Consider the following 23813-nt stretch of genomic DNA (forward strand, 5'->3'; position numbering starts at 1 on the left):
CGAGCCCGATACCTGGGTAGCCTAGGCGCATGAGCGCGCGTCGCACCGCATCCAGGCCCCTGTTCCGGCGTACATCGGCGGTGGTGGCGACGGCAGCCATCGCGGCCCTCGTCCTCTCGGCCTGCACAGGCGGGGGAGAGCAGCCGGAGCCCGACGCCGGGCAGGGCTTCCCCGATGACGGCTGCACCCACATCACGGTGGCGACCTCGTCCGAGAAGGTCAACATGCTCGACGAGCTCGCCGCGGCGTTCAAGGAGTCCCCCGAGCACGACGGGCTCGAGACGTGCGCCACGGTGCGTCCGACCAACGTCTCCTCCGGCAACGCGGCGCGCTACCTCACCTCGGGCGACGACTGGCCGAGCGACGACCGTGCGCTGTGGCCGACCCTGTGGTCCCCCGCCTCCACGGTCTGGACGGAGCGGGTCGCGGCTGCCGCCTCACCCACGCTCGTCGGCGAGCCCGCATCGTTCACGCGTACCCCGGTCGTGTTCGGCATGCCGGAGCCGATGGCCAAGGCGCTGGGCTGGCCCGACAAGCCGATCAGCATCACCGACCTCGAGGGCCTGTGCCAGAACCCCGAAGGCTGGGGGAGCGTCGGCAAGGACATCTGGGGCGCGTTCAAGATCTCCAAGACGAACCCGAACACCTCGACCACGGGGCTGTCGACCATCCTGATGCAGTCCTACGAGGCGTCGGGCAAGGCGGAGGGCCTCACCGCGGCGGACGTGGATGCCGCCGCGGACTTCTCCCGCGTGTTCGAGGAGTGCGTGATCCACTACGGAGACACGACGGGCAACGTGCTCTCCACTCTGTACGACGAGACGCAGAACGGCGCCAACGGCTCGGCCTACGTCTCGGCCGTCGCGCTGGAGGAGACCTCGCTGCTCAACTACAACAAGGGCAACCCCGACTCGCACACCGTGCAGCCCGGCGAGACCCTGACCCCGCCGAAGACGAAGCTCGTGGCCGTGTACCCGGCCGGCGGGTCGATGTGGTCGGATAATCCGATCACCGTCCTCGGCGCCGACTGGGTCTCGGCGGAGCAGCGCACGGCGGGTGAGGCGTTCGCGGCGTTCCTGCAGACCACGCCGGCGCAGGAGATCCTCCCCGAATACGGATTCCGTCCTCTGGACGAGGCCGTGCCGCTCGGCGACCTGTTCACCGCGAACTTCGGCGTCGACCCGGCGCAGCCCACGGTGACCCTGCCGAAGCCGGAGGTGGACGTCATCTCCACCGCGATCGATCAGTGGACGCAGGTGCGCAAGCCGTCGTCCGTGCTCGAGCTCATCGACATCTCGGGGTCGATGGACGAACCCATCGGCGACGGACGCTCCCGGCTGGACGGAGCGATCGAGGGAGCGCAGACCACTCTCGACCACTTCCGCTCCACCGACGAGGTCGGGGTTTGGGCGTTCACGACCGGCGTCTCCTCCGACCAGGGCGAGGGTCTCCAGGTGCTGCGCGACGTGTCGGCGCTGGGGGCGGACGGCGAGAAGCTCGACTCGTCGCTCGACGACCTCCGGTACGCGCAGCGCAACGGCACCCCGCTGTACGACGCGATCCTCACCGCGTACGAGGCGATGGGCGAGCGCGCGGAGCCGGGACGCATCAACGCCATCGTGGTGCTGTCCGACGGCGAGGACACCGACTCGACCACCTCGCTCGACTCGCTGATCGCGAAGATCGGTACCCAGTCGGGGGAGGGCGGAACGGATGCACCGGTGCGCATCTTCCCCATCGCGTACGGCGAAGGGGCCGACACGTCGGCGCTGCAGCGCATCGCCGACGCCACGGGCGGCCAGATGTTCGACGCCTCGGACGCGGAGCGGATCGACCTCGTCTTCGCCTCCGTGATCAACAACTTCTGAGGTGGGCATGATCATCGTCGCGGCATCCGACCTGAGCGGGGTCACCGACGCGGTCACCGGCGCCCTGCAGTCGGGGGACATCTACATCGCTCCCGGCGTGAAGAGCGCGGACGCCCTGACGAACGCCCTGACGGACGTCGTCCCCGCGGACGGGTCGATCGCGGTGGTGGTGCTGCCGGCTGACGCCGATCTGGGAGCGGCATTCGATCTCGAGCTGCTGGATCGGATCACCAGGGAGGTTCCGCAGAAGACCGTGGTGCTCGCCCTCGGTGACGACCTGCAGGCCGCCTCATCGGCCATCGACACCAAGGAAGCGCTGTTCATCGCGAACACGAACGAGACGGCAGCCGGGGGTGACACGCAGGCCGCGCTCGTGGAGACGGTGCAGCAGATCGTCGAGGCGACGCCCTCCGCACCGGGCGGGAGCGGCGCGGGCGGGGGAGCGGACTGGCTGCTCCCCGTCGTGATCGGCGGGGTCGTCCTCCTCGCTGCAGCCGGCACGGCGATCGGCCTCCTCGCCCGGCGGCGCCGCACGCCCGCGAGCGTCACCGCATCGGATCCCGTGCCCGCCGGCATCCGCCTCCGGGTGGACCGCCTCCGAGAGCTGCAGGTCGACTACGCCAGGGTGCCGGGCGACGCCGTCGCCGCGCAGACCGCCGCAGGCATCGACGCACTCGCGTCCCACGTCGAGCAGCTGTTCCTGCGCCTGGATGCGAAAGCGGATGCCGACCAGATCGCACTCGCGGAGGCGGAGTACTCCGACAAGCTCGCCCGGCTCGTCGCCGCCCTCGAGCCGGACTACCTGCTCGACCTGCTCACCCGTCCCGACCTGTGGGACGCGCCGGACGAGCGCATCGGCGAGGTGCGCGAGGCGCTGGACGGTCTGACGACGCAGATCGTGGACAACATCAAGCAGGTCAACGCGCGCAACGGGCTGCTCTTCCAGGTGTCGCTGGACTCGCTGATCGGACGTTCCGAGCTGCGCGACTGGGAGCGCCAGTTCAACCAGGGCTCGAAGGAGTGACGTCGCGGTGAAGACCATCGGAGTGCTCGGCGGCATGAGCTGGGAGTCCTCGCTGGAGTGGTACCGCCTCGCCAACGAGCGGGTGCACGCGCAGCTCGGCGGTCATCATTCCGCTCGCCTGCTGCTGGACTCCCTCGACTTCGCCGAGATCGAGGCGATGCAGGCGCGCGGGGACTGGGCGGCGGCGGGCGACCTCCTCGCCGGCAGGGCGGCAGCGCTCGAAGGGGCCGGAGCCGAGCTGCTCGTGCTCGCCACGAACACGATGCACCTCGTCGCGGATCGGCTCGAAGCCGCCGTGAGCATCCCGTTCCTGCACATCGCCGACCCCGCGGCAGAGGCCATCCGCACCGCCGGCCTGACGACGGTGGGGCTGCTCGGGACCGCTTTCACGATGGAGCAGCCGTTCTATGCCGAACGGCTCGCCCGGCACGGCATCCGCACTCTCGTGCCCGACACCGACGACCGCGCCACGGTGCACCGGGTGATCTACGACGAGCTCGTGCACGGCATCATCCGCGATGAGTCCCGTCGGGACTATGTCGCGGTGATCGAGCGCCTGGTGGCGCAGGGGGCCGAAGGGGTCATCCTCGGGTGCACCGAGATCGAACTGCTCATCTCGTCCGTCGACGCGCCGGTGCCGGTGTTCCCGACGACCGCGCTCCACGTGGAGTCCGCGGTCGCACTGGCCCTCGCACCCGCCGACCGCTGATCGGGGGTTCTGCTCAGACCGCGTGCCCCTCGGCCAGGTACCCGAGACGGTGGAGGGTCTCGGCATTGCGCCAGCGGAGCATGGGCGTGGTGAGAATGCGGGGGATGAGAGCCGCCGGCCCCTTCACGGGCTCCTCGTCGATGCGGACCTGGCAGCCGGTGGGTGTGGTCCTGGCGCGCAGGGTGACCTGCGCCTCACCCATCGGCCACCCGCGAGCCCGCAGCACGACCCGGCGCGGCGGATCCCATGCCAGGACCTCCGTCGTGTCGTCGAGGAGGGCGGGCCACACTCCCACCGAATGGTGCAGTTGGGATCCGACCTGCGGCCAGGATGCGTCGACGTCGCGCATGCGCGAGGCTCCGACCACCCACGAGGGGTAGAGCCAGCCATTGGCCAGCACGCGGAACACATCCTCCGTGGTGCACGACAGATCGCGGGTGTTGCTCGCCATGTCTCCTCCGTTCACCGCCATCCTCACCGCCGCGGTCCGTCCGCGGCAGGTGCTTGACAACCGGGGCGCCGACCCGGATATCACATCACGCTCGCGAACGCTCCCCCCTGGAACGCACCCGCGGACGCTGGCACCGTCGAAGCATGTTCCAGAGACTGACCTCCCGGGTGTCGCACGCGGTCGACGCGGTCGTGCACGACGATTCCCCGACCCTGCTCACCCGCGGCTACGACTTCGGCGAGCGCATCTGGCGGCGCGTTCAGCCGGGCGCACGCTCGGCGCCGATGCGCCTGCTCGGGGACGAGACGGCCTTCGTGCGGGGCGCAGAGGGCGTCGATCTGTTCTACGACGAGAGCCGCATCGCCCGCCATGGCGCCATGCCCGGCATCGTGCAGGAGACGCTCTTCGGCCACGGCTCGGTGCACAGCCTGGACGGCGATGCCCACCGGCACCGCAAGGCCACGTTCGTCGAGGTGGCGTACGAGGACGCCCAGGTCGAGCGGCTCACGCCCTGGCTCGAGCGCGAATGGGCGATCGAGCGTGACGACTGGCTCGACGGAGGCACGCGCAGCGCGTACGAGGCGGCCGTCGGCGCCCTCGGCCGCGCGATCATGGGGTGGGCGGGTCTGCCCGGCACCCCGGCGGCGAAGACCCGGTGGTCGGCGCGGTTGGCGCAGATCGTCGACGGCTTCGGCGTGCCCTACTCGCCGGAGTACGTCGCGGCGGCCGTGAACCGACTGTGGTCCGATCGACACGCCCAGCGCCTCATCGAAGCCGTCCGCGGAGGTTCGCTGGCAGCCCCCGAAGGCACGGCGCTCGCCCTGTGGGCCGCGCACCGCGCTCCGGACGGCGAGCTCCTGCCGTCCCGTCTCGCCGGCATCGAGCTGCAGAACAGCATCCGTCCCATGATCGCCGCCGCCCGATTCGTCGCCTTCGCCGCCAAGGAGCTGCACGACCGCCCGGAATGGCGCGCGCGCATCACTGCGGAGACCGAGGAACGCGGCGCCCTGGTGGGCGGCACGCTCGCGACGATGTTCGCGCAGGAGGTCCGGCGCACGGGCCTGTTCGTGCCGATGCTGCCGGGGCGCGCGCTCGTCGACATCGAGATCGGCGACGTGCACGTTCCGGCCGGTGGACGCGTCGTCCTCGACATCCTCGGCACGAACACCGACGAGCAGTCCTGGGCGCATCCGCACCGGTTCGCCCCCGAGCGCTTCACCGATGTCGGCGACTACGAGTCCGTGCGCACCTTCATCCCGCAGGGCGGCGCCGAGGTCGCGACCGGTCACCGCTGCCCCGGCGAGAAGCTGGTGATCGCCGGGTTGTCCGGCGCGATCGCCGTGCTGAGCGATCCCCGCCTGGACATCCTCGACAAGGGCCTCGCCGTCAACCGGCGCCGCCTTCCCACCAAGCCCGCCTCGGGTGGACGCGTGCGGGCGAGCGGTTCGGGGCGAAGCTGCCCGTTCCACTGAGCGGGTCGCACGGCAGGGAGCACCTGTCAACCGGGTGGGCGCGCGTCGCGGGAGCGAGGACCGTGGAGGATCCACGACACGAGCGGAGGACATCATGAAGGCACTGACCTGGCAGGGCAAGCGCACGGTGACGGTCGAGGAGGTCCCGGACCCGGTGATCCAGCAGCCCGAGGACGCGATCATCCGCATCACTTCCTCGGCGATCTGCGGTTCGGACCTGCACCTGTACGAGCTGCTCGGGCCGTTCCTGGACCGCGGCGACATCCTCGGCCACGAGCCGATGGGCGTCGTGGTGGAGGTGGGCGCGAACGTGACGAAGCTCGCGGTGGGGGACCGCGTCGTGATCCCGTTCAACATCGCGTGCGGCGAGTGCTTCCTCTGCCGCCGCGGATTCCAGTCGCAGTGCGAGACGACACAGGTGCGCGAGTACGGCAGCGGCGCCGCACTGTTCGGTTACACCAAGCTGTACGGCCAGGTCCCCGGCGGGCAGGCGGAGTATCTGCGCGTGCCGCTCGCGGACTACAACCACATCCCCGTGGGTCCCGATCTGCCCGACGAGCGCTACCTCTTCCTCAGCGACATCCTCCCCACGGCTTGGCAGGGCGTCGAGTACGCCCAGGTGCCGGAGGGCGGCACGCTCGCGGTGATGGGCCTCGGTCCGGTCGGGCAATTCGTCTCCCGCGTCGGACGGCATCGCGGCTATCGGGTGCTGGCGGTCGACCCCGTGCCGGAGCGCCGCGCGATGGCCGAGCGCCACGGCATCGAGACGTTCGACCTCACCGACACGATCGTCGACGAGCTGCGCGACCTGACCGAAGGGCGCGGAGCCGATTCCGTGGTGGATGCCGTCGGCCTTGAGGCGCACGGCAACTCCGGGGTCGAGTTCATGCAGAAGGCCGTCGGCCTGCTGCCCGACCCTGCCGCGCGGCAGGTGCTGGACAAGGCCGGCGTGGACCGGCTCGCAGCCGTGTACGCGTCGATCGACGTCGTCCGCCGCGGCGGAACCGTCTCGCTGAGCGGCGTCTATGCGGGTGACGCCGACATCATGCCGATGAAAACCCTCTTCGACAAGCAGATCACGATGCGGATGGGGCAGTGCAATGTGAAGAACTGGGTCGACGACCTGGTGCCGCTGGTCGAGGACATCGCCGACCCGCTCGGCGTGATGGACCTGACGACCCACAACGCCCCGCTCGACGATGCCCCCGAGCTCTACCGCACGTTCCAGCAGAAGGAGGACGGCTGCATCAAGGTGGTGCTGCACCCCTCGACGGTGTGACCGTCGCCGAGGGCGACCTCAGGCGCTCGCGCCGGGGTCGCCCTCATCGCGGTCGGCCTCGTCGACATCGGGACGTCGTGTGCCGATGCCGGGTTCGTCGTTGTGGGTCGACTCGTCGGGCACGGACGACCGCGAACCGGGTTCCACCCCCACAGCTGCGGCGGCTCCCGAATCCGCCCCTGCACCTCCGGCGGGTACGTCCCCGGAGGCCGGGGTGTCTTCGCCACCGCGCTCCGCGAGGTGCTCGGCGATCCGCGCCTCCGCATCGCCATCCGCCGGCGATGTCACGTTCTCGGGGCGGAGTCCCTGATCCTCGATGCCGCTCATTCGCTGCCGTCCCGCAGATCCGTCGGCGCGTCGCCGCTGTGGCCGCTGCCCTCGTCCTCGGGCGCGAGATCGCCCTGGCCGTCTTCGCCGAGTTCCGCCTCGACAGGGTCGTCCCCCTGCGTCTCGGGCTGCTCGGCATCGCTGGGGTACACGTCGGGATTCGACATCCTGAACTCCTCTCGTCGGAAGACTCCAGCGTCGTCCCGAAGGCACCATGATGCAGGACCGTTGACACCCGGAGCACCGGGCGGTAGCCGGGACCGGTCCGCACTCCGGCTGATGCGCACCCAGGAGTGAAGCGCACCAGCCGGAAGGAGTTCGATCAGCCCTTCGCGCCCTTGCGAGGCTTCAGGAACTCGTCTGGTGCGTTCTTCTCGCGCTTCGCCGCGCGCTTCTCCTTGAGCGTCAGCTGCGGTGCCTTCTTGCTGGCTCGACCCTGGATGGACTTTCCGGACATGGTTACTCGCTTCCCCTTTGGTGGCTGGCGTAACCTCCGACCATAGCCCGGACCGCAGGGAAGTCAAATTTCCCTCTGACCGGGAAGAAAATCGTCGCGGATGCGGCCTGACATCCCGAGGATTTGCTACCCTGGAGTGTTCAGTGACCGCGGAGGACGACCTCCGGCAGGAGACGCAGACCGGGGACGGCCCCGCCTCGAGGAGTCCGGCCATGTCGCGCACGGAACCGAAGCACCTGATCGGCGTCATGGACGTCGTCCGCATCGTTCTCGGATGGGGAGCCTTCCTGGCGCTCCTGATCCTGCACCCCCTGCTGGAGCCGCCTGTTCCGGCTCCGGTCCTCGTGGTCGCCCTCGCCGGGATCGTCGCGGTGATCCTGGTGTGCGCGTTCGGGGTGGTCAAGCAGGCGGAGGCCCTCGCGCACCGACTCGGCGATCCCTACGGCTCTCTGGTCCTCACGCTCTCCATCGTGCTGATCGAGGTCATCCTGATCTCGGCGGTGATGCTCGGACCGGGGGAGCACGCGACCATCGCCCGCGACTCGGTCATGGCCGTCGCAATGATCATCCTCAACCTCGTCATCGGTCTCGCGCTGCTCCTCGGGGGTGTCCGCCACCGCGGCATGGCGCACAACCGAACCGGAACCTCCGCCTACCTGTCGATGCTCGTGGTGCTCGTCGCCCTGGCGTTCGGTCTTCCGGCCCTGATCGGCACGGACGGGTCGTACACGACGGCGCAGGAGATTCCGATCATCCTCCTCACGCTCGCGCTCTACGCCTTCTTCCTCTTCCGCCAGATGGGCGCGCAGGCGAGCGACTTCACCGAGGTGGACCCCCGCCTGCTGCGGGACCGACCGCGCGAGGCGTCAGCGAGCGACGGCGGGATCCGTCAGGTCCTGGGCGAGCACCGCACCGAGATCCTGATCCGACTCGGGCTCCTCGTGGTCACCGTCGTCCCGATCGTGCTGCTGTCGCACGACATGGCGGCGCTGCTCGACGACGGCCTCGGTCGCCTGGGCGCCCCGGTCGCCCTCGCCGGCGTGCTCATCGCGGGGATCGTGTTCCTGCCGGAGTCGATCACCGCGGTGCGTGCGGCGTTGCGCGGCGAGGCACAGCGCGTGGTCAACCTCTGCCATGGAGCACTCGTCTCCACCGTCGGTCTCACCATCCCCGCCGTGCTGGTCATCGGCATGCTCACCGGTCAGACCGTCGTCCTGGCGGAGTCGCCGGCGAACCTGCTGATGCTCGGCGTCACGCTGCTGCTCTCGGTGACCACCTTCGCGGCGAAGCGTGTGACCGCGATGCACGGGGCGGCCCACCTGGTGACGTTCGCCGTGTACGTCCTGGTGCTCTTCAGCTGACCCGACAGCGGTCGTGGCGATGCAGTTCGTCGCAGATCCGCACCAGGTCGCAGGGATTCCCCGCAGGGATGCGAGCTCGGTGCGAAACTGCGACCTCGTGCACACGGGCCGACAGTTGCCTGAGGCAACTTTAGGCGTAGACTGGTGGCATGACAGCCGGTGAAGGTGTCGCTGACATCCACGTCGCCCTGGTCCGGGTGGTCTCGGAGTGGACCGAGAGCGACCTGCAGACCCATGTCGCCGAGAGCGTCGGAGTCGCCCTCGATCCCACGGCGATCCGCGCGGTGTATCTGGTCGGCCTCAACGGCGGCGCGATGGGATCGACGGAGCTCGCCGAACACGGCTCGATGACGCGGCCGACCACCTCGAAGCTGGTGTCGCGCCTCGCCGCGCAGGGCGTCGTCGAACGCATCCGCTCCGGCCGCACGGTCGAGGTGCGCCTCACGGAGGCCGGACGCCAGGTGTACGCCCGCCTCGTGGATGCCGGTCACCGGATGGTCGACGCCGCGCTCCAGGGCTGGGCGCCGAGCGAAGTCACGCAGTTCAGCGCTCAGCTCGCCCGTTTCGTGACCGCACTCTCCCGTACGAACCCCGCACCACTCAACGACGCCGCAACGGGCGCCACACCCCCCGAGGAGGAACCATCATGACCCGTACCTATGTCGTCACCGGCGCCGCGTCCGGCATCGGCGCCGCGACCGCCGAACTGCTCCGCGCGCAGGGCCACTCCGTGGTCGGCGTCGATCTCGCCGACACGGAGGTCACCGGCGACCTGTCAACGCACGACGGGCGCATCGCCGCCGCCGAGGCCGCGGTGGAGGCCGCGGACGGCAGCATCGACGCGGTCATCGCCTGCGCGGGCATCGCCGCACCGATCGCCAAGACCATGGCGATCAACTTCTTCGGCGTGACGGAGTTCCTCACCGCGCTCCTGCCGACGCTGAGCCTCGCCGACCAGCCGCGTGCTGCCGTCGTCTCGTCGATGGCCTCGCTGCAGCCGGTATCGCCCGAGCTCGTCGACGCGGCTCTCGCCGGGGATGAGGCGAAGGCGCTGCAGATCGGCGACCAGCTCGCCGCGACCCCCGAGGCCGGATTCCTCAACTACTCGTCGAGCAAGCGCGCGGTGTCGCGCTGGGTTCGTCGCGAGTCGGTGACCGAGGCGTGGGCGGGAGCGGGCATCCCGCTCAACGCCGTGGCTCCCGGTACGGTCACCACGGCCATGACCGCCGGCCTGCTCGCCTCGCCCGAGGGCCTGGCGCAGGTCGACGCCGCCGTTCCGATGCCGCTCAACTACCACCAGCCCGCATCCTCCATCGCGGAGCTGCTGGTGTGGCTGACGAGCCCCGCGAACACGCACATGGCCGGACAGACCATCTACTGCGACGGCGGTGCCGACGCCGTGCTCCGCGGCGACGACATCTGGTCGTGGAACGACGCCCCACGCAGCTGACCCCCTCCGCGAAGGCCCGGTTCGAGAGAACCGGGCCTTCGCCGTGAACGCCTCCGACCACCCGCGAGGCGGCTTATTTTGAATGACTCAAAATAACGTGCTAGATTTGCTGTACCGGCCGACCATCCCGTGCCCTCGCCCCGCCGCCTTCACGCGGCGCTGGTGCGGGGGAGACCTGGTCAGCAGATCGCACGCGCCCGCAGGGACACCCGGCCCCACGGCGTGCCTTCGCGCGCCCTGCGCGAGGGATCGCATGCACCCCGCATCCGACTGCGCCGGCGAGAGAGAGGAACCCTGATGGACGAGACCCGCTCCGGCTGGACGCCGAGTCCTGTGTTCAGTTCGATGCCGCACGCGATGGGACGCGGCTCGCGCGAGGACATCGTGTGGGAGGCGCTCGAGCGCGTGAACGGCAAGCCTGCGCCGTCGATGGGCGTCATGCAGGCCGCGATGGGCAACGAGGCGCAGATCCGCATCGTGCACGACACCATCCGCGCCTACCTCGACGCTCACGGGATGCGCGACCTCCGCGAGCTGGGCGCTCGTGCGGGGGAATCCGCATGAGCCGCGAAGCGGGACGGCCCCACGTCACCATGCGCATCCGCCCGAGCGACCTCTGCCGCACGCCACCTGTAGGAGCGACGGAAAATCGCTTCATCGCCCAGCTCGGCTCGGTCGGCCTCGGCAGCTCTTCGTACGTCGTCGCTCCGCGCGAGTCGCAGACTCCGGAATGGATCGTGCTCGACTACGCGACCGGAGAGCACGAACGCGTGTGGCGCCGGTCGCGGAAGCACACGGGCGGAGTGCTCGCGTACCGCCTGGTCGAGGACGACTCCTCGAGCGGGTACGTCTCCGTCGCCTGAGGGACGGTCCGCTCTCGCGCGGCCCCAGGGGGCGCCTCCGGGCAGGGGCACCGCCCACGTGACAGGCTGAGCGGTGCCCATACCCGTGGACGAACACCGAAAGCGCCATGACCCCGTGAGCCTCCGAGTCTCGACCGTCGACCCGCAGCAGGTCGCCCAGCTGCGGCGATGGAACGGCCTCCTGCGCGACGGCTACGCGGTCGGACGGCAGAGGGTCTGGGCTCGCAGCGACGACGCGGCGATCGCGCAGTTTCAGAATCCGCATCCGACCCGGAGGTCGGTGCTGCTGCTCGCCGAGATCGACGGGGTGTCCGTCGGAGCCGCAGAGGCTCACGCGAATCCGGAAGAGCCGGCGGACGTGGAGATCGCCGTGCTCGACGGGTTCCGGCGGCAGGGTGTAGGTCGAGTGCTGCTCGGCGCCGTTCGGGGAACGTTCCGCACCGTCGCCTCGACGATACGGGCCGAGACGTACTCGGAGGCGGGAGTCGCTTTCGCGCTCTCCGAAGGTCTGGATGTCGGCGTCCGCGAAAGCAGGCAGGTGCTCGACCTTCCGATCGCCCTCGCTGTCGGCTACACCGAGATCCTGCTCTCGCGCCACGATCCCGAGATCGTCCATCAGGACGACACCTTCGTCGAGGAGAGGATGCGGGGTCGCGGGATCGGCCGCGCTCTGAAGGCGGCCAACCTCCGTCAGCTCATGAGCCTGCCGGAGAGCGCATCCTCCCGGTTCCTGTAGACCTACACCGCGTTGTCGAACGCGCCGATGCTCGCTCTGAACAGGGCCATCGGGTTCGAGGAAGCGGACATCCTCACCGTTCTCGAGGGGCCGCTCGGCTGAGATCGGGCGCGATGGAGCCGCTCACGACCTCAGCTCCGCGTTCACCGGTTTCGGGATGAACAGCGAGAACACGAGCGCCCCGACGAGCACGACGGCGCCGGTGATCAGTGCGGCCACGTAGCCGGAGGCCGGACTTCCCGCCTCCGCGGTGAACGAGGTCTGTGCCGCGTAGATCAGGACGAAGCTGAGGCCGGCGCCGAGGTTGATCGCTCCGGTGTTGAGGCCGGGCAGGGACCCGGGACGCTCCTTCGGCGAGAGGACCACGCCCAAGCCGTTGAGCATGATGTTGCCGATTCCGGCGTAGGTGATGCCGGCAGCGATCGACAGCAGCAGCAGAACGAGACGAGAGCTGGTCTCGACGTTGACGACCATGAGCGCGAGCACCGCGATGGTCCCGCCGAGGCCGACGCGCAGCATGGTGCGGTAGCCGACGGTGGCGGCGAGCCTGCCGCTGAGCGGGCCCATCAGCAGTCCGGCGAGCGCATACGGCATCAGGATCCACAGCGACACTTCCTCCGCGCTCATCTCCAACCCCAACGAGGTGTCCTGCGCCAGGGCAGGTACGACGCCGTTCATGATCGCGAAGATCCCGCCGAGGGTGAGCAACGAGGTGGCCGCGAGAGCCCAGGTCGAGCGTTGCTTCAGTTGCGTCGTCGAGACCAGCGGGTCGGAGATGGCACCTTCGAGCTTCCAGAAGGCGAGGAAGGAGGCGACGGCCACGGCGGCGAGCACGACGACGAGGAGAACGTCGGCTTCGGCCAGCTTTCCCAGTTCGTTGACGGCCACGAGCATCGAGCCGACCGAGACGACGAGCAGGAGCGCACCCCACCAGTCCATCCGCGGGCGATCGTCGGCCATCGTCTCCGGGGCAAGGAGCCGCACGACCAGAGCCGCCGCGATGGCCACACCGGCCATGGTCCAGAAGATCGACGCGAAGCCGTGGTTGGTCGCCAGGTATCCGCCGAGCAAAGCGTCGCCGCCCGCGATCCCACCATTCACCGCGGTCACGACGCCGAGCAGGGTGCCATACGCTTTGGGATCCTTGACCGCTGCGCGGAGCATGATCAGGCACAGCGGAACCACCGGTCCCGACACGCCCTGGATGAGGCGGCCGATGAACAACATCGGCACATTCGTGGCGAGCGCGGCGACCACACAGCCGACCGCCATCACGAGGAGCATGCCGACCAGGACGCGGCGGCGTCCGATCAGGTCACCCAGTCGCGGCAGGAACAGAGTGAACAGCGCGGCCGCCGTGAAGAACACGGTCTGGGTCGACGCGATCTCGGTGGCGGTGGCGTGGAGCTCGCGCTCCATGGTGACCAGTGCGGGGCTCAGCATGCTGGCATTCAGTTGGAACGCCAGGCACGCGGCGAGGAGGGCGATCATCAGGGGCACCACACCGGTGCCGGTGCGAACCGCTTCTTGCTGGTTGGTCATATCTCACTTCTTCGTGTGGGGGCTGGGGTCTGTGCGTGCGTAATCCTTTACGCCCGCCGTATCTTTGGAGTCAGGGTGTCGACGACGGCACAAGGGTGAGGTCGAGGATTCGGTGAAGAGAGCATCCGTCACGCTGCACGAAGTCGCCGCTGCTGCGGGAGTGTCGATCGCGACCGCTTCTCGCGCCTTGACCGGCAAGGACCGGGTCTCGGCGCAGACGGCCGAGCACGTGGCAGCGGTGGCCGAGCGGCTGGGCTACCGCGTCAATCTCATCGGACGAGGACTGCGCGCGGGTACGGGCGCCACGATCGGCGTGGTCGTCCCCGTGATCAGCAATCCGTTCTACGGTGAGCTCATCCATCGTCTCGAAGACCACCTGCAGCAACGGGGCTTCGATCTCGTCATCGCCGATTCGCACGGCGACGTCGAGCGCGAACGCGACCGGCTTCGCATGCTCGTCGAGCGCCGGGTCGAGGGCGTTTTCGTCGTTCCCTCGGACGCCGAGCTGTCTTTCGATGCAGTGGCCGACACCGCGACGCGGGTGCCGCTGGTACAGCTGGACCGTCGGGTGATCGACCTTCCGGCGGACTTCGTCGGTGTGGACAATCACCGAGGCATCGAACTCGCCATCGCGCATCTGACCGCCGCCGGGGCGACGCGACTCGTGCTGGTCTCCGGAAACGACGTCACCTCGGTGGGGCGCGAGCGGCGCGAGGCCTTCGAGAACACGGTGCGCGCGCGAGCACTCCCCCGGAAGGAGAACATCTTCGGGGAGTACCTGCTGCGGTTCGGCGAGGAGGCGGCGCGCACGCTGCTGTCGCGCGGTCCGCTCCCGGACGCGATCGTGGCCGGTGACGACCTGGTCGCCGCCGGAGTCATCGCCGCGTTGAAGCGCGCGCTGGTTCATGTGCCCTCCGACGTGCAGGTCACGGGCTTCGACGGCACGATGCTCGCCGACGTGTGCGAACCCCGTCTGACGACCGTCGTGCAGCCGTTCGACGAGCTCGCGCGCGAAGCCGTGGAGGCGCTGACCCGCCGCATGGACCAACCCGACGCCCCGTACGTGCTGAGCCGGGTCGCCCCCAGCCTGCGCGTCGCCGAGTCCACGTCTGCCGACCACTGAGCGTCAGGCCAGCGCGGCGACGGCATCCGTCACGAGGTCCCAGAACTTCGGAACATCGAGCGTGATCGCGACGTCGGCGTTGGGCTCCTTGCCGAGCATGTCGTGCAGATCGACGCAGGTCGCTCCTGCGGTGAACTCGCCCGTCGTCTCGATGTCGACGTGGCAGCGCTGAACGGAGGCGACGGCGCGATCGATCGCGATGGCCACCGTGATCGGGTCGTGAAGCGGGCCTTCGGGCATCCCTTCGGCCTTCTCGTAGGTGCTGCAGAAGAAGCGCATCAGCTCGACGCCGAACGCGGAGGTCGCATTGCCGACCGCACCGATGCGCTGGATCACGTCTTCGGTGATCAGCGCCTGGTGCGAGATGTTCAGTCCGACCATCGTCAGGGGCAGCCCGGAGGCGAAGACGACCGCTGCGGCCTCGGGGTCGGCCCAGGCGTTGAACTCCGGGTAGGCGCCGACGTTGCCGCGGCCGGTGGAACCGCCCATCCAGATGATCTCCTGGATCTTCGGTGCGACCTCGGGATGCTGCTGCAGCAGGAGGGCGATGTTGGTCAGGGGACCCGTGGGGATGACGGTGAGGGGCTCCGTGGAAGCTGCGAGCGTGTCGGCAAGGAACTGCACGGCGTGGCGCTGATCGAGCGGGACCGTCGGCTCCGGGAGCACGGGACCACCCAGGGCGTTGTCTCCGTGGATCCACGCGCCGGGGGTGAGTTCTCGCTTGAGCGGCTTATCGGCTCCGGCCGCCACAGGCACGTCGGTCACACCGGCGACCGTGAGCGCGATCCGCGCATTGCGGGTGGTGTGCTCCAGGTAACCATTGCCGCCGACGGTGGTGACACCACGGAGATCGATGGCGTCGTTTCCGGCCGCGAGCCAGATGGCGAAGACGTCGTCGTGGCCAGGATCGCAGTCGAGAAGGACGGGAATGCTCATGGTGCTCCTTTGCAGATGTCGTTGCGTAAACGTTTACACTGTTTGGCGGGAACGTCAAGTCGGCACCGATCGCCGCACTGTCCGTACGCCTCCGATCCGATCAGAAAGCAGCCCCCATGACCTCTGCTCCTCTTCCGTCCCTCGTTGTGGTCGGCAGCGCCAACGTCGACGTCACCGCCTTCGTCGAGCGTCTTCCGACTGCGGGCGAGACCGTAGCCGGCGGGCGCCTCGCCCGCGACCTCGGCGGCAAAGGCGCCAACCAGGCCGTCGCCGCTGCGAAGCTCGGTGCGCGCGTGCGGATGGTGGGAGCAGTGGGGGATGACGCCGACGGGGCGTGGACCAGATCGGAGATGGAGAAGGCCGGTGTGGACACGACGGACCTCCGCACCGTGGATGCGGCCACGGGCACGGCCTTGATCGTCGTCGACGCCACTGCGGAGAATCAGATCGCCGTCTGCCAGGGCGCGAACGATCACGTCCGCCTCGACGGCGTCGACTTCGGGGACGACGACGCGGTGCTCCTGCAGTTGGAGATCGCACTGTCTGTCGTCGAAGAGGTCGCCGCCACGGCGGCGGGCTTCATCGCCGTCAACGCCGCCCCCGCCCGGCGGCTGCCCGAGAAGCTGCTTCGGCGGGTGGACCTGTTCATCGTCAACGAGACGGAACGCGACCTCCTGCCCGAGCTCGCCGATGCCCGGATGGTCGCGGTGACCTACGGAGCCGCGGGCGCGGCCCTGTTCCGTCGCGGTGAGGAGATCGCCCGCGCCGACGGCGTCCCTGCCGAAGCGGTGAACACCGTCGGTGCGGGAGACGCCTTCTGCGCCGCGCTCGTCCTCGCACTTCGCGCGGGCCATTCTCCGTTCGACGCGCTTGCGGCCGCATGCGCGGTCGGATCCGCGGCGGTGTCGCACGTCTCTTCCCAGCCGCCGTTCGAGCACCTGAGCCGGTATCTGCCCGAGGGGTGACCAGGAGAAGCGCTCAGTCGGGCGAGGAGTCACCAGGCGCCGTGGAGCAGCCGTGTCCAGAACGCTCAGAAGTCTGTACGCGCCTCCTCATCGATGTCGAGTACGGTCCTGCGCCCAGGAGACTAGGGCAGCGTCGAGTTGGCGCCGAAGCCATTCCGTTGTCTGTTCCTCGACCGGGGTCGAGGCGAGCTGCCGGGTGCGTTCATCGACGGTGCCGGTGAGGTCAGGGGGAGTGCTCATCATCCTTCTTTCGTAAGTGGTGGGAACGTGGTGCCGTCACAGGAGTGGGAGACCTTCGCCGAGGGCGATGCCGTACCGCGCGATATTCCGAGCGATGGGCAATCGCGTGCTGTTGTACGCCCGCAAGGTGTCCTCGACGGAGAAGTCCTGAAGGAGGGAAGCGAGATCGAGCGCATCGCCCGCAGCCTTCGCGGCGCCCATCGCGGTGTGCGGTCGCACCACGGCCGCGGCGTCACCGAGAAGGAGTGCGCGGCCATGAGCGAGGCTCGGTGCGACGTAGTCGAGCACTCCTTGCAGGAATGGACGACCTTCAAGTGCCACCACTGACGCGAGCTGCGGAGGGAGGCGGTCTTGTGCCTGCTCGACGAGCACGTCGACGACCCCCTGCGGAGTCTGTCCCGGGGCGAGTGACATGGCCTGCGGTGGTCGCCCCGCGGCCGTCATCAGAGTTGACATCCGCCCCGAGTCCAGCCCGCGATACCACACCCAGTTATAGCGTCGGGACCCAGGCATCGTCTCACCATTCGGCCCGGGAACGAGATAACCGAGCGCATGCTCACCGGGGCCCGTGTAGAACGTCATCCGCTGGAAGAGTGTGGACGCCGCCTGCGGCGGGACGGCCGCCTCCGGGACGATGCCGCGCCAGATCGAGTACCCGACATATCGGGGTCGGGCGACCCCGGGCACGATCTCGCTGCGTACCTGGGATTGAGCGCCGTCGGCGGCGACCAGAAGGTCGGCGTCGTGCGCGCCCGCCGATGTACGAAAGGTCACTCGACTGCGGTCCGCGTGCACGTCACGGACGGCTGCGTCGAGATGGTAGCGGTCGTCGGGCACCGCCGACCTCAGCGCATCGTAGAGGCGATCCCAGGACAACTGCGTCTGAGTCGCCCGTTCGCGATGCCGCACCGCGCCGGCGCGGTCCAGACTTATGCGCTCCGTTGAGGTCACGCCGGGAACGGCCGAGCGTGGAAGCCCGATGGCATCGAGCGTCGTGAAGATCTGGTCCTGCGCGACGAGTCCTGCACCGCGCGCGCGGAGACCGCTCATCGATTTCTCGAAGACCTGAACCTGATGACCGGTTCTGTGCAGCAGAGCCGCAGTGAAGAGCCCTCCGAGCGACCCGCCTGCGATGGCGATGTCGTACGTCGTTCGGCTCATTGGGCTCATGCCCTCACGCTATTCGCGATGTTCGCCGTGCCCGTCAGACGAATGTCGCGCATGATCACGACTGCCGTACAGGATGCACGGACACGGCGCCAGCGATGGCCAGTCCTGGCTGAGTCAACGCGCCGAGAGAGGCGGGGCGAACCCGTCCGCCGAGCGAGCGCCGGTGCGGGTGAGCCGCGACAGACGCTCGCTGGGCGAAGGATGTGCACGCCCGTTCTCGGAGTGCCGGGAGACCGGGAGATCAACGAAGTGCTCCACGAGCGGCTCTCGAGTGCTCAGCGCAGCAGCACGCCGAAGCAGGTCGGCATCCCACTCGGTGTGACGGCTGCGCAGCTGCGCGATGTGCTCGCGCCAGCTTCCCAGCGTGTACATCTCCACGATCTCGTCCGGCCGCTCGGTCGTCTCGTACATGTGCCAGGTTCGCGCGCCCGTGCGATAGCGAGTCTGCGCGACCATTCCCATCACAGAGCGGAACTCCTCCCTGTTCTCGAGAGGCACGAGGTAGCTCACCGTGACGAGGGCAGCCCGCTCATCCGCAGACCTTTCCGGGCCGGGGCTCTCCTCAATGCTCACGATGCCCCGTCCGATCCCCACTGGCACTCGAACGGGAAGCAGCAGCTGAGCAGTCGCCAGCGCAAGGATGATGAAACCGGCGGACACAACCACCGTTTCAGCTCCTACCGCGCCAGCTATGGCTCCCGCTACCGCCGACCCGACAGCCGTGCCACCGAAGAGCACGAGCTGATAGATGGACAGACCGCGAGTGCGTACCCACGCAGGCAGGAAACCCTGCACCACGCCGTTCACCGTGGCGATGACGCCGATCCATCCCATGCCCGCGCCGACCATCGCGAATCCCACGACCCACAGGCTGTTCGTCAGCAGCAGCGCGCACAGAGCGACCCCGAAACCGGCCATCGACGCCAGGAGCACGCCGTTGACACCCAAGCGTGAGCGCGCGGCCCGCAACAGCAACGCACCGGCGATGGATCCGCCACCGAGAGCGGCGAGAAGAAGGCCGTATCCAGCGGCGCCCAGCCCGAAGGTCTTCTGCGCGAGCACCGGCAGTAGCGCCCACAGGGCGTTCGCCGGGAGGAGGAACAGGACGAGCCTGACATACAAGGATCTGATGAGCCGTGCGTGGAGGACGTAGCGAAGCCCCGCGCGAGTGGCATCGAGGAACGGCTCCGGTCGCGACAGCGGCGCGACGTATGTGCGCCAGGCCAGCAGAGCCACGAGATACAGGACGAACGACGCCGCGTTCGCGATGAACACGGCGGTGACGCCGAGCTGCGCGATGAGCAGCCCTGCAGCCGCAGGCCCCACGGCACGGGCGACATTGACGCTGATCGAGCTGAGCGATGCCGCGTCCGGGATCAGACGTGCTGGCACCACGTCTGAGGTGATGGCCTGCGCGGCAGGCATCTGTACCGCCGCTGCCGCCCCCAAGACGAAGGTCAACGTCAGCAGCGCCGCCGGCGTCAGACCCCCGCCGCCGGAGAGCAAGGCGAGTGCAAGGGAAGCGCCCAATTGGACGACCTGAGTGACGATGAGGACACGACGCCGATTGAGGAACTCTCCGAGAACACCGGAAGGCAACGCCAGAAGAAGCACAGGCGCGGCCGATGCTGTCTGCACGAGCGCCACGACGGCAGCGCTGCTGCCGTCGTCGACAAGCTGCCACTGGGCTCCGACGCTCTGCATCCAGGTGCCGATGTTGCTGATCAGCCCGGCGATCCAGAGGAGGCGGAACGCGGGCACGCTGAGGGCGGCGAACGAGTGGTCACGGGCATCAGCCCGAGATCGCCGTGATGCTGAGCGTGAGAGGGAAGGTGCCGTCGTCATGGTGATGCTCCGGGATCGCCTACGAGAGCGTGGAGCGCGCGGCGTCGAGAATCAGTCGGGCCACGTCGCCCGGGTGCGTGTGAGTGACCAGGTGCGGTGCAGGGATCTCCACGATCTCGCGTGCGTTCGCTCGTTCGAGCCCGAAGCGCACAGCGTCGGGATTGACGACGCGGTCGGCGCTCGCGACGACGCCCCAGGTCGGAAGAGTCTTCCAGGCTGCGGCGTTCGCGCGCTCGGCGAGCACGGCTGCGGCGAGCGGCCGCTGCGTCACGGCGAGCACAGCAGCCTCGTCGGACGGGATGCCGAGGGCTGCGAGAAACGGGAACTCGTCGATTGCGATGCTGACCTCCCGGTGCGTCTCGCCCTCTGCGGGGTAGGTGTCGTACTGGAGGAACGGCACCGCATCCGCGTCAGGGAATCTCCGATGTAATTCGTCAGCGCTTTCGCCCTCCTCGAGCACGTATCCCGCGACAAGAACGAGACCGCGGACGTTGGCGGCGGTCCCGGCAACGCTCGCGACTGTCGCGCCATACGAGTGACCCACGAGCAGCACCGGTCCGTCGACGCGTTCGACGAACGAGCGCACGTAGGCTGCGTCGTCGCACAGGCTTCGGTTGGAGATCGCGGGGACCCGCACGTCCGCTCCGCTCCCCAGCAGCCTCATCACCACCGGGGACCAGCTCATTCCATCGGAGAACGCGCCGTGCACAAGCACGACGGTGGGGTTCACAGACATTCCACGCTTCCTTCCACCGGTGTATCCGGCCCTGCTTCGAAGCTAGGCCGAGCGATGTTTCAGACGATCCGACGGACTGTCGTCACTTCACTGGACGGATGTCGCACGCGCGAGAATCGACCGACCGCAGGAACTCAGCGACCACGTCGTTGAAGGCTGCCGGATTCTGGAGGAACGGAAAGTGGGAGCTCGCGACGTCGCGAGGGAAGATGTGAACGACCGATCCAGGGATGCGGGAGGCGACGTCGCGCTGCGAGTCGGGAGACACGTGGCTGCCATCGCATCCCAAGACGAGGGTGGGTATCCGGATACGGGGCAACAGGCTGCGCCAATCCTGAGCGCCGTGGTCGAAGAGCAACGGAGCCGCGATCTGGCGGGGCGTCTTCCCTACTTCCTGGGTTATGAACTCCCACAGATCGTGATCCACCGGCCCGGTGAACATGCCTCTGACGAACGCACGCACCGCGCTTTCGCCGTCGTCGGACGCGATGGCCGCGGCGAGGGCGGAAAGTCCGTCGACGGGGAGGATGCTGCCCGCGGACGCGGTCTCGGCCGATGACATCCACGCCTGGGCGACCACAGCAGATGGTTGGTCGACAAGTGTGAGTGAGCGAACGAGGCCGGACCCGAACAATTCAAGGTAGGACCAGATGACCGACGCCCCCATGGACCACCCGAGAACGTCAAACTGCGGCTGCGAGAGGTCAGCCAGAACATCACGGAGATCGGCGGCCAGTCGCGCGATGCGGAGGCCGTACAGCGGCTTCTCGGAATCGCCATGGCCACGCATGTCGTAGGTGATGACGCGCCGGGGAGCGAGTCCCTCAAGCTGTCCGCGGAACATCGCCTGGGACTGTGACCAGCCGTGCAGGAGGACGAGCGGCACTCCGTCGCCGCCGGTGTCGCGAACGACAAGTGCGACACCATCGGTGGTGCGAACCGTGCGCTCCTCGTACTTCATCGGATGTGACCGGCATTCTCCCAATACGCGGCAAGCTTCAAGCCGAGGTGCAGTGCACTGCGCTTCATTCCGTCGTCGAGCGCGTCGCGCACGACGTCAGGCATGTTCTCCAACCGGTAGTACAACGTGGTCCGGTGGATGTGCAGCACGTCGCAGACCTTCCGGACCTGGTGAGCGTTGTCAAGCAGCGCCTCGACGGTGTGGCGTCGGAGCTGGTCGGAGTCGTGGATCAGAGCGTAGGCGGCAGGGGAGTACCACTGCAGCCGATTCGGGTCGGTGACCACATCCGCTATCAGCAGCCACGGACCGATCTCCTCGGCGCGCAGACTGGTCCCGAGTTGTGGAAGCATCTCCGCCACAGCCGCCGTCGCCAACGCTCGATCGACGACGGGGCGAAGGTCATGATCCGTCTCCGAGAGGGAAGCCGAGCCGATGGCCCGAAGGAGCACTCCGGCACGTTCGGCTTCCGCGGCGACCATCGTGCTCACCTGCTCGACGCTGTCCGCGCGACCGAGAAAGATCAGCGCCGCGCCGACCTCGCCGATGAACGTCAACGTTGCTCTCGCGACGCTCTCCAGTGCACGCCCGAGCGACGCCCGTTGGACGACTCCCGTGTCATGACCGATGGCGACCGCCTGAACGACGGTCTCCTCCCCGCGCGTCACGCCATGTGCTCGGACAGCAACGCTCAGTGCGTCTCTCCGGACAACAGGGTCGCTCGCCAACAGAGAACGCATGACGGTTTCGCGCGCGGACAGGGCATGGTTGTGCGCGCGAGCCGAAAGCGAGTCCCGCACCACATCGACCGCCGCGTCGATAGCGCGGAAGTGCTCCTCCCGCAGCGGCGGGAGTCCTCCTGTGATGAGCCACAGGAACCCGAGCAGCTCGTCGTCGGATCGAATCGGGACAGCTAACCGCTCGTGAGCGTTGAACTGCCGTAGATCCACAGTCTGGGGCCTTCGAGCAAGCGGGAGGTGGAGGCTCTCGAGGTACTCGCGCTCTCGTGCGGGAGTACCTCGACGAAGAAGGGCTCGGGCCCGAAGGTCGTCGATCTCGTCGCCCTGGACGCTGGAGACGACCGGTCGGTACGCGTTGTCGTTTATGACGACCGACCGGCCGAGGGTCTCGGCCAGCTCGTCGACGAGGTCCTGCAGGTCCAGACTGCGCCCCAGCAGTCGCGTCTCGGAATCGTGCATCTGGTGGTCATCCCATCGGTCGTTCTTGTCCCCGAGGATTGACGCTACGGTCGAGGATGCGAACCCTGGGAGGCCGAGTTCGTACCCCTTTCGCAGAGCCGTCATTGCTCTGCGCCGGCGAGCGATGAGGGCGCGCCGCCGGGCAATCCTGCGGCGAGCGAAGCGAAGACTGATTCCGTGATCGTGCCCGACGGCGCGGACAGCACGGTGAGCTGATACCCCTGCATGCTACGGATCGCGAAGTTCTGAGCGTCCACGGGAATCGTCCCGACACCATCGATGTCGACGCGAAACAGGGCATCCTCAGGGCCTGAGACATCATGCCGCGCCCAGATCCTCGAGAAATCCGGGTCGCTCGAGAGCTCGTCGACGATCTCTCGAAGCCGAGGCGCGTCAGGATGTGCATCACGACGCAGCGTCGCGACCGCCGACCGAGTCATCTCCTCCCACTCGACGAGCGTGCGTTTCATGCGGGCATTGAAGAGGTTGATGACCTGATTTCCGCCCACGGAGAGACCACCCAAGCCGAACACCGTCGCCAACGGATTCGACGCCACGATGTCACGGTACGGGTCGGAGATATACGCCGGCGTGTGCGTCCAGCGACCCAGAGTCCGAGTGATCCTGTCCGCGGAGTCCGCTGGTGGCTCGCTCGGCGCGAACGGACGGTCAGACGAGATCTGCATCATGTAGGCGAACGAGGTCGCACCCAGGCGAAGCGCGCCGGCCAATGCGGTAAGAACCTGCTCGGAAGGGCGGGGCACGCGACCCTGTTCGATCCTCAGGTAGTACTCGGCACTGATTCCCGCGAGTTCAGCGACCTCGCGTCTGCGCAGTCCCGGGACTCGTCGCCCGGTTTGCCGGTCCAGCCCCACCTCCTCCGGCTGCACCACGGCGCGGCGAGCGCGAAGGTAGTGACCGAGATTGAGGGAGGAAGCGTTCATCAGGGTCCTTCGGGGCAGATTCGGGGGATCGTCAGTCACCGTATGGTCCCGCGCTCCTCGTCCACATCACCTGCGCAGGGCATCCATATCCCCACATCCTGTCGATCGCGAGTCGAACCAGGCTGACCCGGAGCCAGATGGCGGTCGTGGCTTTGCCA

The 23813-nt window shown here is 68.4% G+C and carries 25 protein-coding genes; 13 read left to right on the plus strand and 12 right to left on the minus strand.

The genetic code is table 11. The annotated features are described in order from the left end of the window. Window positions 1-29 precede the first annotated feature (29 nt). The 3 genes from F6A08_RS00995 to F6A08_RS01005 are packed head-to-tail and all read left to right on the plus strand — an operon-like array spanning window position 30 to window position 3601. Window positions 30-1868 carry a substrate-binding and vWA domain-containing protein gene (locus F6A08_RS00995; RefSeq protein ID WP_151458355.1) on the plus strand — a complete coding sequence of 613 codons (1839 nt, stop codon included), beginning with the start codon at window positions 30-32 and terminating at the stop codon, window positions 1866-1868. A gap of 7 nt (window positions 1869-1875) precedes the next feature. Then, on the plus strand, window positions 1876-2892 hold the full coding sequence (locus F6A08_RS01000; protein ID WP_151458356.1) for a hypothetical protein: 1017 nt from the start codon (window positions 1876-1878) through the stop codon (window positions 2890-2892). Window positions 2893-2899: 7 nt separating this feature from the next. After that, complete coding sequence (locus tag F6A08_RS01005; protein ID WP_151458357.1) at window positions 2900-3601, plus strand: aspartate/glutamate racemase family protein; 702 nt, start codon at window positions 2900-2902, stop codon at window positions 3599-3601. A 13-nt stretch (window positions 3602-3614) separates the two neighbouring features. On the opposite strand, the gene F6A08_RS01010 is transcribed toward F6A08_RS01005, so the two are convergent. Next, window positions 3615-4067 carry an SRPBCC family protein gene (locus F6A08_RS01010; RefSeq protein WP_338100830.1) on the minus strand — a complete coding sequence of 151 codons (453 nt, stop codon included), beginning with the start codon at window positions 4065-4067 and terminating at the stop codon, window positions 3615-3617. A gap of 128 nt (window positions 4068-4195) precedes the next feature. On the opposite strand from F6A08_RS01010, the gene F6A08_RS01015 reads away from it, so the two are divergent. Both F6A08_RS01015 and F6A08_RS01020 read left to right on the plus strand, forming a co-directional pair. After that, the gene (locus F6A08_RS01015; RefSeq protein WP_124894461.1) at window positions 4196-5524 is read left to right on the plus strand and encodes a cytochrome P450; all 1329 of its coding nucleotides are present in this window, start codon (window positions 4196-4198) and stop codon (window positions 5522-5524) included. 94 nt (window positions 5525-5618) lie between these two features. Continuing rightward, on the plus strand, window positions 5619-6803 hold the full coding sequence (locus tag F6A08_RS01020) for a zinc-dependent alcohol dehydrogenase (RefSeq protein ID WP_124894460.1): 1185 nt from the start codon (window positions 5619-5621) through the stop codon (window positions 6801-6803). Window positions 6804-6821: 18 nt separating this feature from the next. Here the strand turns inward: F6A08_RS01020 and F6A08_RS01025 are convergent, their stop codons facing one another. The 3 genes from F6A08_RS01025 to F6A08_RS17825 all read right to left on the minus strand — a co-directional run bounded on the left by F6A08_RS01025 (window position 6822) and on the right by F6A08_RS17825 (window position 7587). After that, on the minus strand, window positions 6822-7130 hold the full coding sequence (locus F6A08_RS01025; RefSeq protein WP_124894459.1) for a hypothetical protein: 309 nt from the start codon (window positions 7128-7130) through the stop codon (window positions 6822-6824). Then, on the minus strand, window positions 7127-7297 hold the full coding sequence (locus F6A08_RS17580) for a hypothetical protein (protein WP_017203889.1): 171 nt from the start codon (window positions 7295-7297) through the stop codon (window positions 7127-7129). The genes F6A08_RS01025 and F6A08_RS17580 overlap by 4 nt, the downstream gene beginning before the upstream one ends. Before the next feature lie 155 nt (window positions 7298-7452). Continuing rightward, a complete protein-coding gene (locus F6A08_RS17825; protein WP_017203888.1) occupies window positions 7453-7587 on the minus strand; it encodes a hypothetical protein in 135 nt (44 codons plus the stop codon). Between the two features lie 212 nt (window positions 7588-7799). On the opposite strand from F6A08_RS17825, the gene F6A08_RS01030 reads away from it, so the two are divergent. The 6 genes from F6A08_RS01030 to F6A08_RS01055 all read left to right on the plus strand — a co-directional run bounded on the left by F6A08_RS01030 (window position 7800) and on the right by F6A08_RS01055 (window position 11997). Beyond that, entirely contained in the window at window positions 7800-8948 is a 1149-nt protein-coding gene (locus F6A08_RS01030; RefSeq protein WP_124894458.1) for a calcium:cation antiporter, read from the plus strand. Between the two features lie 149 nt (window positions 8949-9097). After that, window positions 9098-9598, plus strand: coding sequence for a MarR family winged helix-turn-helix transcriptional regulator (locus F6A08_RS01035; protein ID WP_017203886.1), 501 nt, complete (start codon window positions 9098-9100; stop codon window positions 9596-9598). After that, entirely contained in the window at window positions 9595-10398 is an 804-nt protein-coding gene (locus F6A08_RS01040) for an SDR family oxidoreductase (protein ID WP_017203885.1), read from the plus strand. Before F6A08_RS01035 ends, F6A08_RS01040 begins: the two co-directional genes overlap by 4 nt. 297 nt (window positions 10399-10695) lie before the next feature. Continuing rightward, on the plus strand, window positions 10696-10962 hold the full coding sequence (locus F6A08_RS01045) for a hypothetical protein (protein ID WP_017203884.1): 267 nt from the start codon (window positions 10696-10698) through the stop codon (window positions 10960-10962). Continuing rightward, entirely contained in the window at window positions 10959-11261 is a 303-nt protein-coding gene (locus F6A08_RS01050) for a hypothetical protein (RefSeq protein ID WP_151458358.1), read from the plus strand. Before F6A08_RS01045 ends, F6A08_RS01050 begins: the two co-directional genes overlap by 4 nt. Window positions 11262-11376: 115 nt before the next feature. Then, window positions 11377-11997, plus strand: coding sequence for a GNAT family N-acetyltransferase (locus F6A08_RS01055; protein WP_225855689.1), 621 nt, complete (start codon window positions 11377-11379; stop codon window positions 11995-11997). Between the two features lie 123 nt (window positions 11998-12120). On the opposite strand, the gene uriT is transcribed toward F6A08_RS01055, so the two are convergent. Then, window positions 12121-13539, minus strand: coding sequence for a uridine transporter UriT (gene uriT / locus F6A08_RS01060; protein WP_151458359.1), 1419 nt, complete (start codon window positions 13537-13539; stop codon window positions 12121-12123). A gap of 112 nt (window positions 13540-13651) precedes the next feature. Here uriT and F6A08_RS01065 point away from each other — a divergent pair, with 112 nt between their 5' ends. Then, on the plus strand, window positions 13652-14662 hold the full coding sequence (locus F6A08_RS01065) for a LacI family DNA-binding transcriptional regulator (protein WP_192576655.1): 1011 nt from the start codon (window positions 13652-13654) through the stop codon (window positions 14660-14662). Window positions 14663-14665: 3 nt separating this feature from the next. On the opposite strand, the gene F6A08_RS01070 is transcribed toward F6A08_RS01065, so the two are convergent. Further along, window positions 14666-15598, minus strand: coding sequence for a nucleoside hydrolase (locus tag F6A08_RS01070; protein ID WP_124894453.1), 933 nt, complete (start codon window positions 15596-15598; stop codon window positions 14666-14668). A 116-nt stretch (window positions 15599-15714) separates the two neighbouring features. On the opposite strand from F6A08_RS01070, the gene F6A08_RS01075 reads away from it, so the two are divergent. After that, a complete protein-coding gene (locus F6A08_RS01075) occupies window positions 15715-16563 on the plus strand; it encodes a ribokinase (protein ID WP_151458361.1) in 849 nt (282 codons plus the stop codon). Window positions 16564-16839: 276 nt separating this feature from the next. Here F6A08_RS01075 and F6A08_RS01080 read toward each other — a convergent pair whose 3' ends face one another. The 6 genes from F6A08_RS01080 to F6A08_RS01105 all read right to left on the minus strand — a co-directional run bounded on the left by F6A08_RS01080 (window position 16840) and on the right by F6A08_RS01105 (window position 23655). Then, complete coding sequence (locus F6A08_RS01080; protein ID WP_151458362.1) at window positions 16840-17973, minus strand: FAD binding domain-containing protein; 1134 nt, start codon at window positions 17971-17973, stop codon at window positions 16840-16842. A 114-nt stretch (window positions 17974-18087) separates the two neighbouring features. After that, window positions 18088-19818, minus strand: coding sequence for an MFS transporter (locus F6A08_RS01085; protein WP_151458363.1), 1731 nt, complete (start codon window positions 19816-19818; stop codon window positions 18088-18090). A 19-nt stretch (window positions 19819-19837) separates the two neighbouring features. Then, window positions 19838-20554 carry an alpha/beta fold hydrolase gene (locus F6A08_RS01090; RefSeq protein ID WP_124894448.1) on the minus strand — a complete coding sequence of 239 codons (717 nt, stop codon included), beginning with the start codon at window positions 20552-20554 and terminating at the stop codon, window positions 19838-19840. 82 nt (window positions 20555-20636) lie between these two features. Continuing rightward, window positions 20637-21515: an alpha/beta fold hydrolase gene (locus F6A08_RS01095; RefSeq protein WP_124894447.1), complete on the minus strand. Its 879-nt coding sequence runs from the start codon at window positions 21513-21515 to the stop codon at window positions 20637-20639. Continuing rightward, window positions 21512-22816 carry a helix-turn-helix domain-containing protein gene (locus tag F6A08_RS01100; RefSeq protein WP_124894446.1) on the minus strand — a complete coding sequence of 435 codons (1305 nt, stop codon included), beginning with the start codon at window positions 22814-22816 and terminating at the stop codon, window positions 21512-21514. Before F6A08_RS01100 ends, F6A08_RS01095 begins: the two co-directional genes overlap by 4 nt. Then, window positions 22813-23655, minus strand: a complete 843-nt coding sequence (locus F6A08_RS01105; protein ID WP_151458364.1) for a helix-turn-helix domain-containing protein — start codon at window positions 23653-23655, stop codon at window positions 22813-22815. The genes F6A08_RS01100 and F6A08_RS01105 overlap by 4 nt, the downstream gene beginning before the upstream one ends. Window positions 23656-23813 lie beyond the last annotated feature (158 nt).

Origin of the sequence: Microbacterium algeriense, from assembly GCF_008868005.1 — a bacterium.
In the GTDB taxonomy this organism is placed as follows: Bacteria; Actinomycetota; Actinomycetes; order Actinomycetales; family Microbacteriaceae; genus Microbacterium; species Microbacterium algeriense.

What these genes read in the sequence shown, in the direction of transcription:
- F6A08_RS00995 (WP_151458355.1), top strand. Translation starts at nt 30, where the DNA reads ATGAGCGCGCGTCGCACCGCATCCAGGCCCCTGTTCCGGCGTACATCG.
- F6A08_RS01000 (WP_151458356.1), top strand. Translation starts at nt 1,876, where the DNA reads ATGATCATCGTCGCGGCATCCGACCTGAGCGGGGTCACCGACGCGGTC.
- F6A08_RS01015 (WP_124894461.1), top strand. Translation starts at nt 4,196, where the DNA reads ATGTTCCAGAGACTGACCTCCCGGGTGTCGCACGCGGTCGACGCGGTC.
- F6A08_RS01020 (WP_124894460.1), top strand. Translation starts at nt 5,619, where the DNA reads ATGAAGGCACTGACCTGGCAGGGCAAGCGCACGGTGACGGTCGAGGAG.
- F6A08_RS01025 (WP_124894459.1), bottom strand. Translation starts at nt 7,130, where the DNA reads ATGAGCGGCATCGAGGATCAGGGACTCCGCCCCGAGAACGTGACATCG.
- F6A08_RS17580 (WP_017203889.1), bottom strand. Translation starts at nt 7,297, where the DNA reads ATGTCGAATCCCGACGTGTACCCCAGCGATGCCGAGCAGCCCGAGACG.
- F6A08_RS17825 (WP_017203888.1), bottom strand. Translation starts at nt 7,587, where the DNA reads ATGTCCGGAAAGTCCATCCAGGGTCGAGCCAGCAAGAAGGCACCGCAG.
- F6A08_RS01030 (WP_124894458.1), top strand. Translation starts at nt 7,800, where the DNA reads ATGTCGCGCACGGAACCGAAGCACCTGATCGGCGTCATGGACGTCGTC.
- F6A08_RS01035 (WP_017203886.1), top strand. Translation starts at nt 9,098, where the DNA reads ATGACAGCCGGTGAAGGTGTCGCTGACATCCACGTCGCCCTGGTCCGG.
- F6A08_RS01040 (WP_017203885.1), top strand. Translation starts at nt 9,595, where the DNA reads ATGACCCGTACCTATGTCGTCACCGGCGCCGCGTCCGGCATCGGCGCC.
- F6A08_RS01045 (WP_017203884.1), top strand. Translation starts at nt 10,696, where the DNA reads ATGGACGAGACCCGCTCCGGCTGGACGCCGAGTCCTGTGTTCAGTTCG.
- F6A08_RS01050 (WP_151458358.1), top strand. Translation starts at nt 10,959, where the DNA reads ATGAGCCGCGAAGCGGGACGGCCCCACGTCACCATGCGCATCCGCCCG.
- uriT (WP_151458359.1), bottom strand. Translation starts at nt 13,539, where the DNA reads ATGACCAACCAGCAAGAAGCGGTTCGCACCGGCACCGGTGTGGTGCCC.
- F6A08_RS01070 (WP_124894453.1), bottom strand. Translation starts at nt 15,598, where the DNA reads ATGAGCATTCCCGTCCTTCTCGACTGCGATCCTGGCCACGACGACGTC.
- F6A08_RS01075 (WP_151458361.1), top strand. Translation starts at nt 15,715, where the DNA reads ATGACCTCTGCTCCTCTTCCGTCCCTCGTTGTGGTCGGCAGCGCCAAC.
- F6A08_RS01080 (WP_151458362.1), bottom strand. Translation starts at nt 17,973, where the DNA reads ATGAGCCCAATGAGCCGAACGACGTACGACATCGCCATCGCAGGCGGG.
- F6A08_RS01085 (WP_151458363.1), bottom strand. Translation starts at nt 19,818, where the DNA reads ATGACGACGGCACCTTCCCTCTCACGCTCAGCATCACGGCGATCTCGG.
- F6A08_RS01090 (WP_124894448.1), bottom strand. Translation starts at nt 20,554, where the DNA reads ATGTCTGTGAACCCCACCGTCGTGCTTGTGCACGGCGCGTTCTCCGAT.
- F6A08_RS01095 (WP_124894447.1), bottom strand. Translation starts at nt 21,515, where the DNA reads ATGAAGTACGAGGAGCGCACGGTTCGCACCACCGATGGTGTCGCACTT.
- F6A08_RS01100 (WP_124894446.1), bottom strand. Translation starts at nt 22,816, where the DNA reads ATGACGGCTCTGCGAAAGGGGTACGAACTCGGCCTCCCAGGGTTCGCA.
- F6A08_RS01105 (WP_151458364.1), bottom strand. Translation starts at nt 23,655, where the DNA reads ATGAACGCTTCCTCCCTCAATCTCGGTCACTACCTTCGCGCTCGCCGC.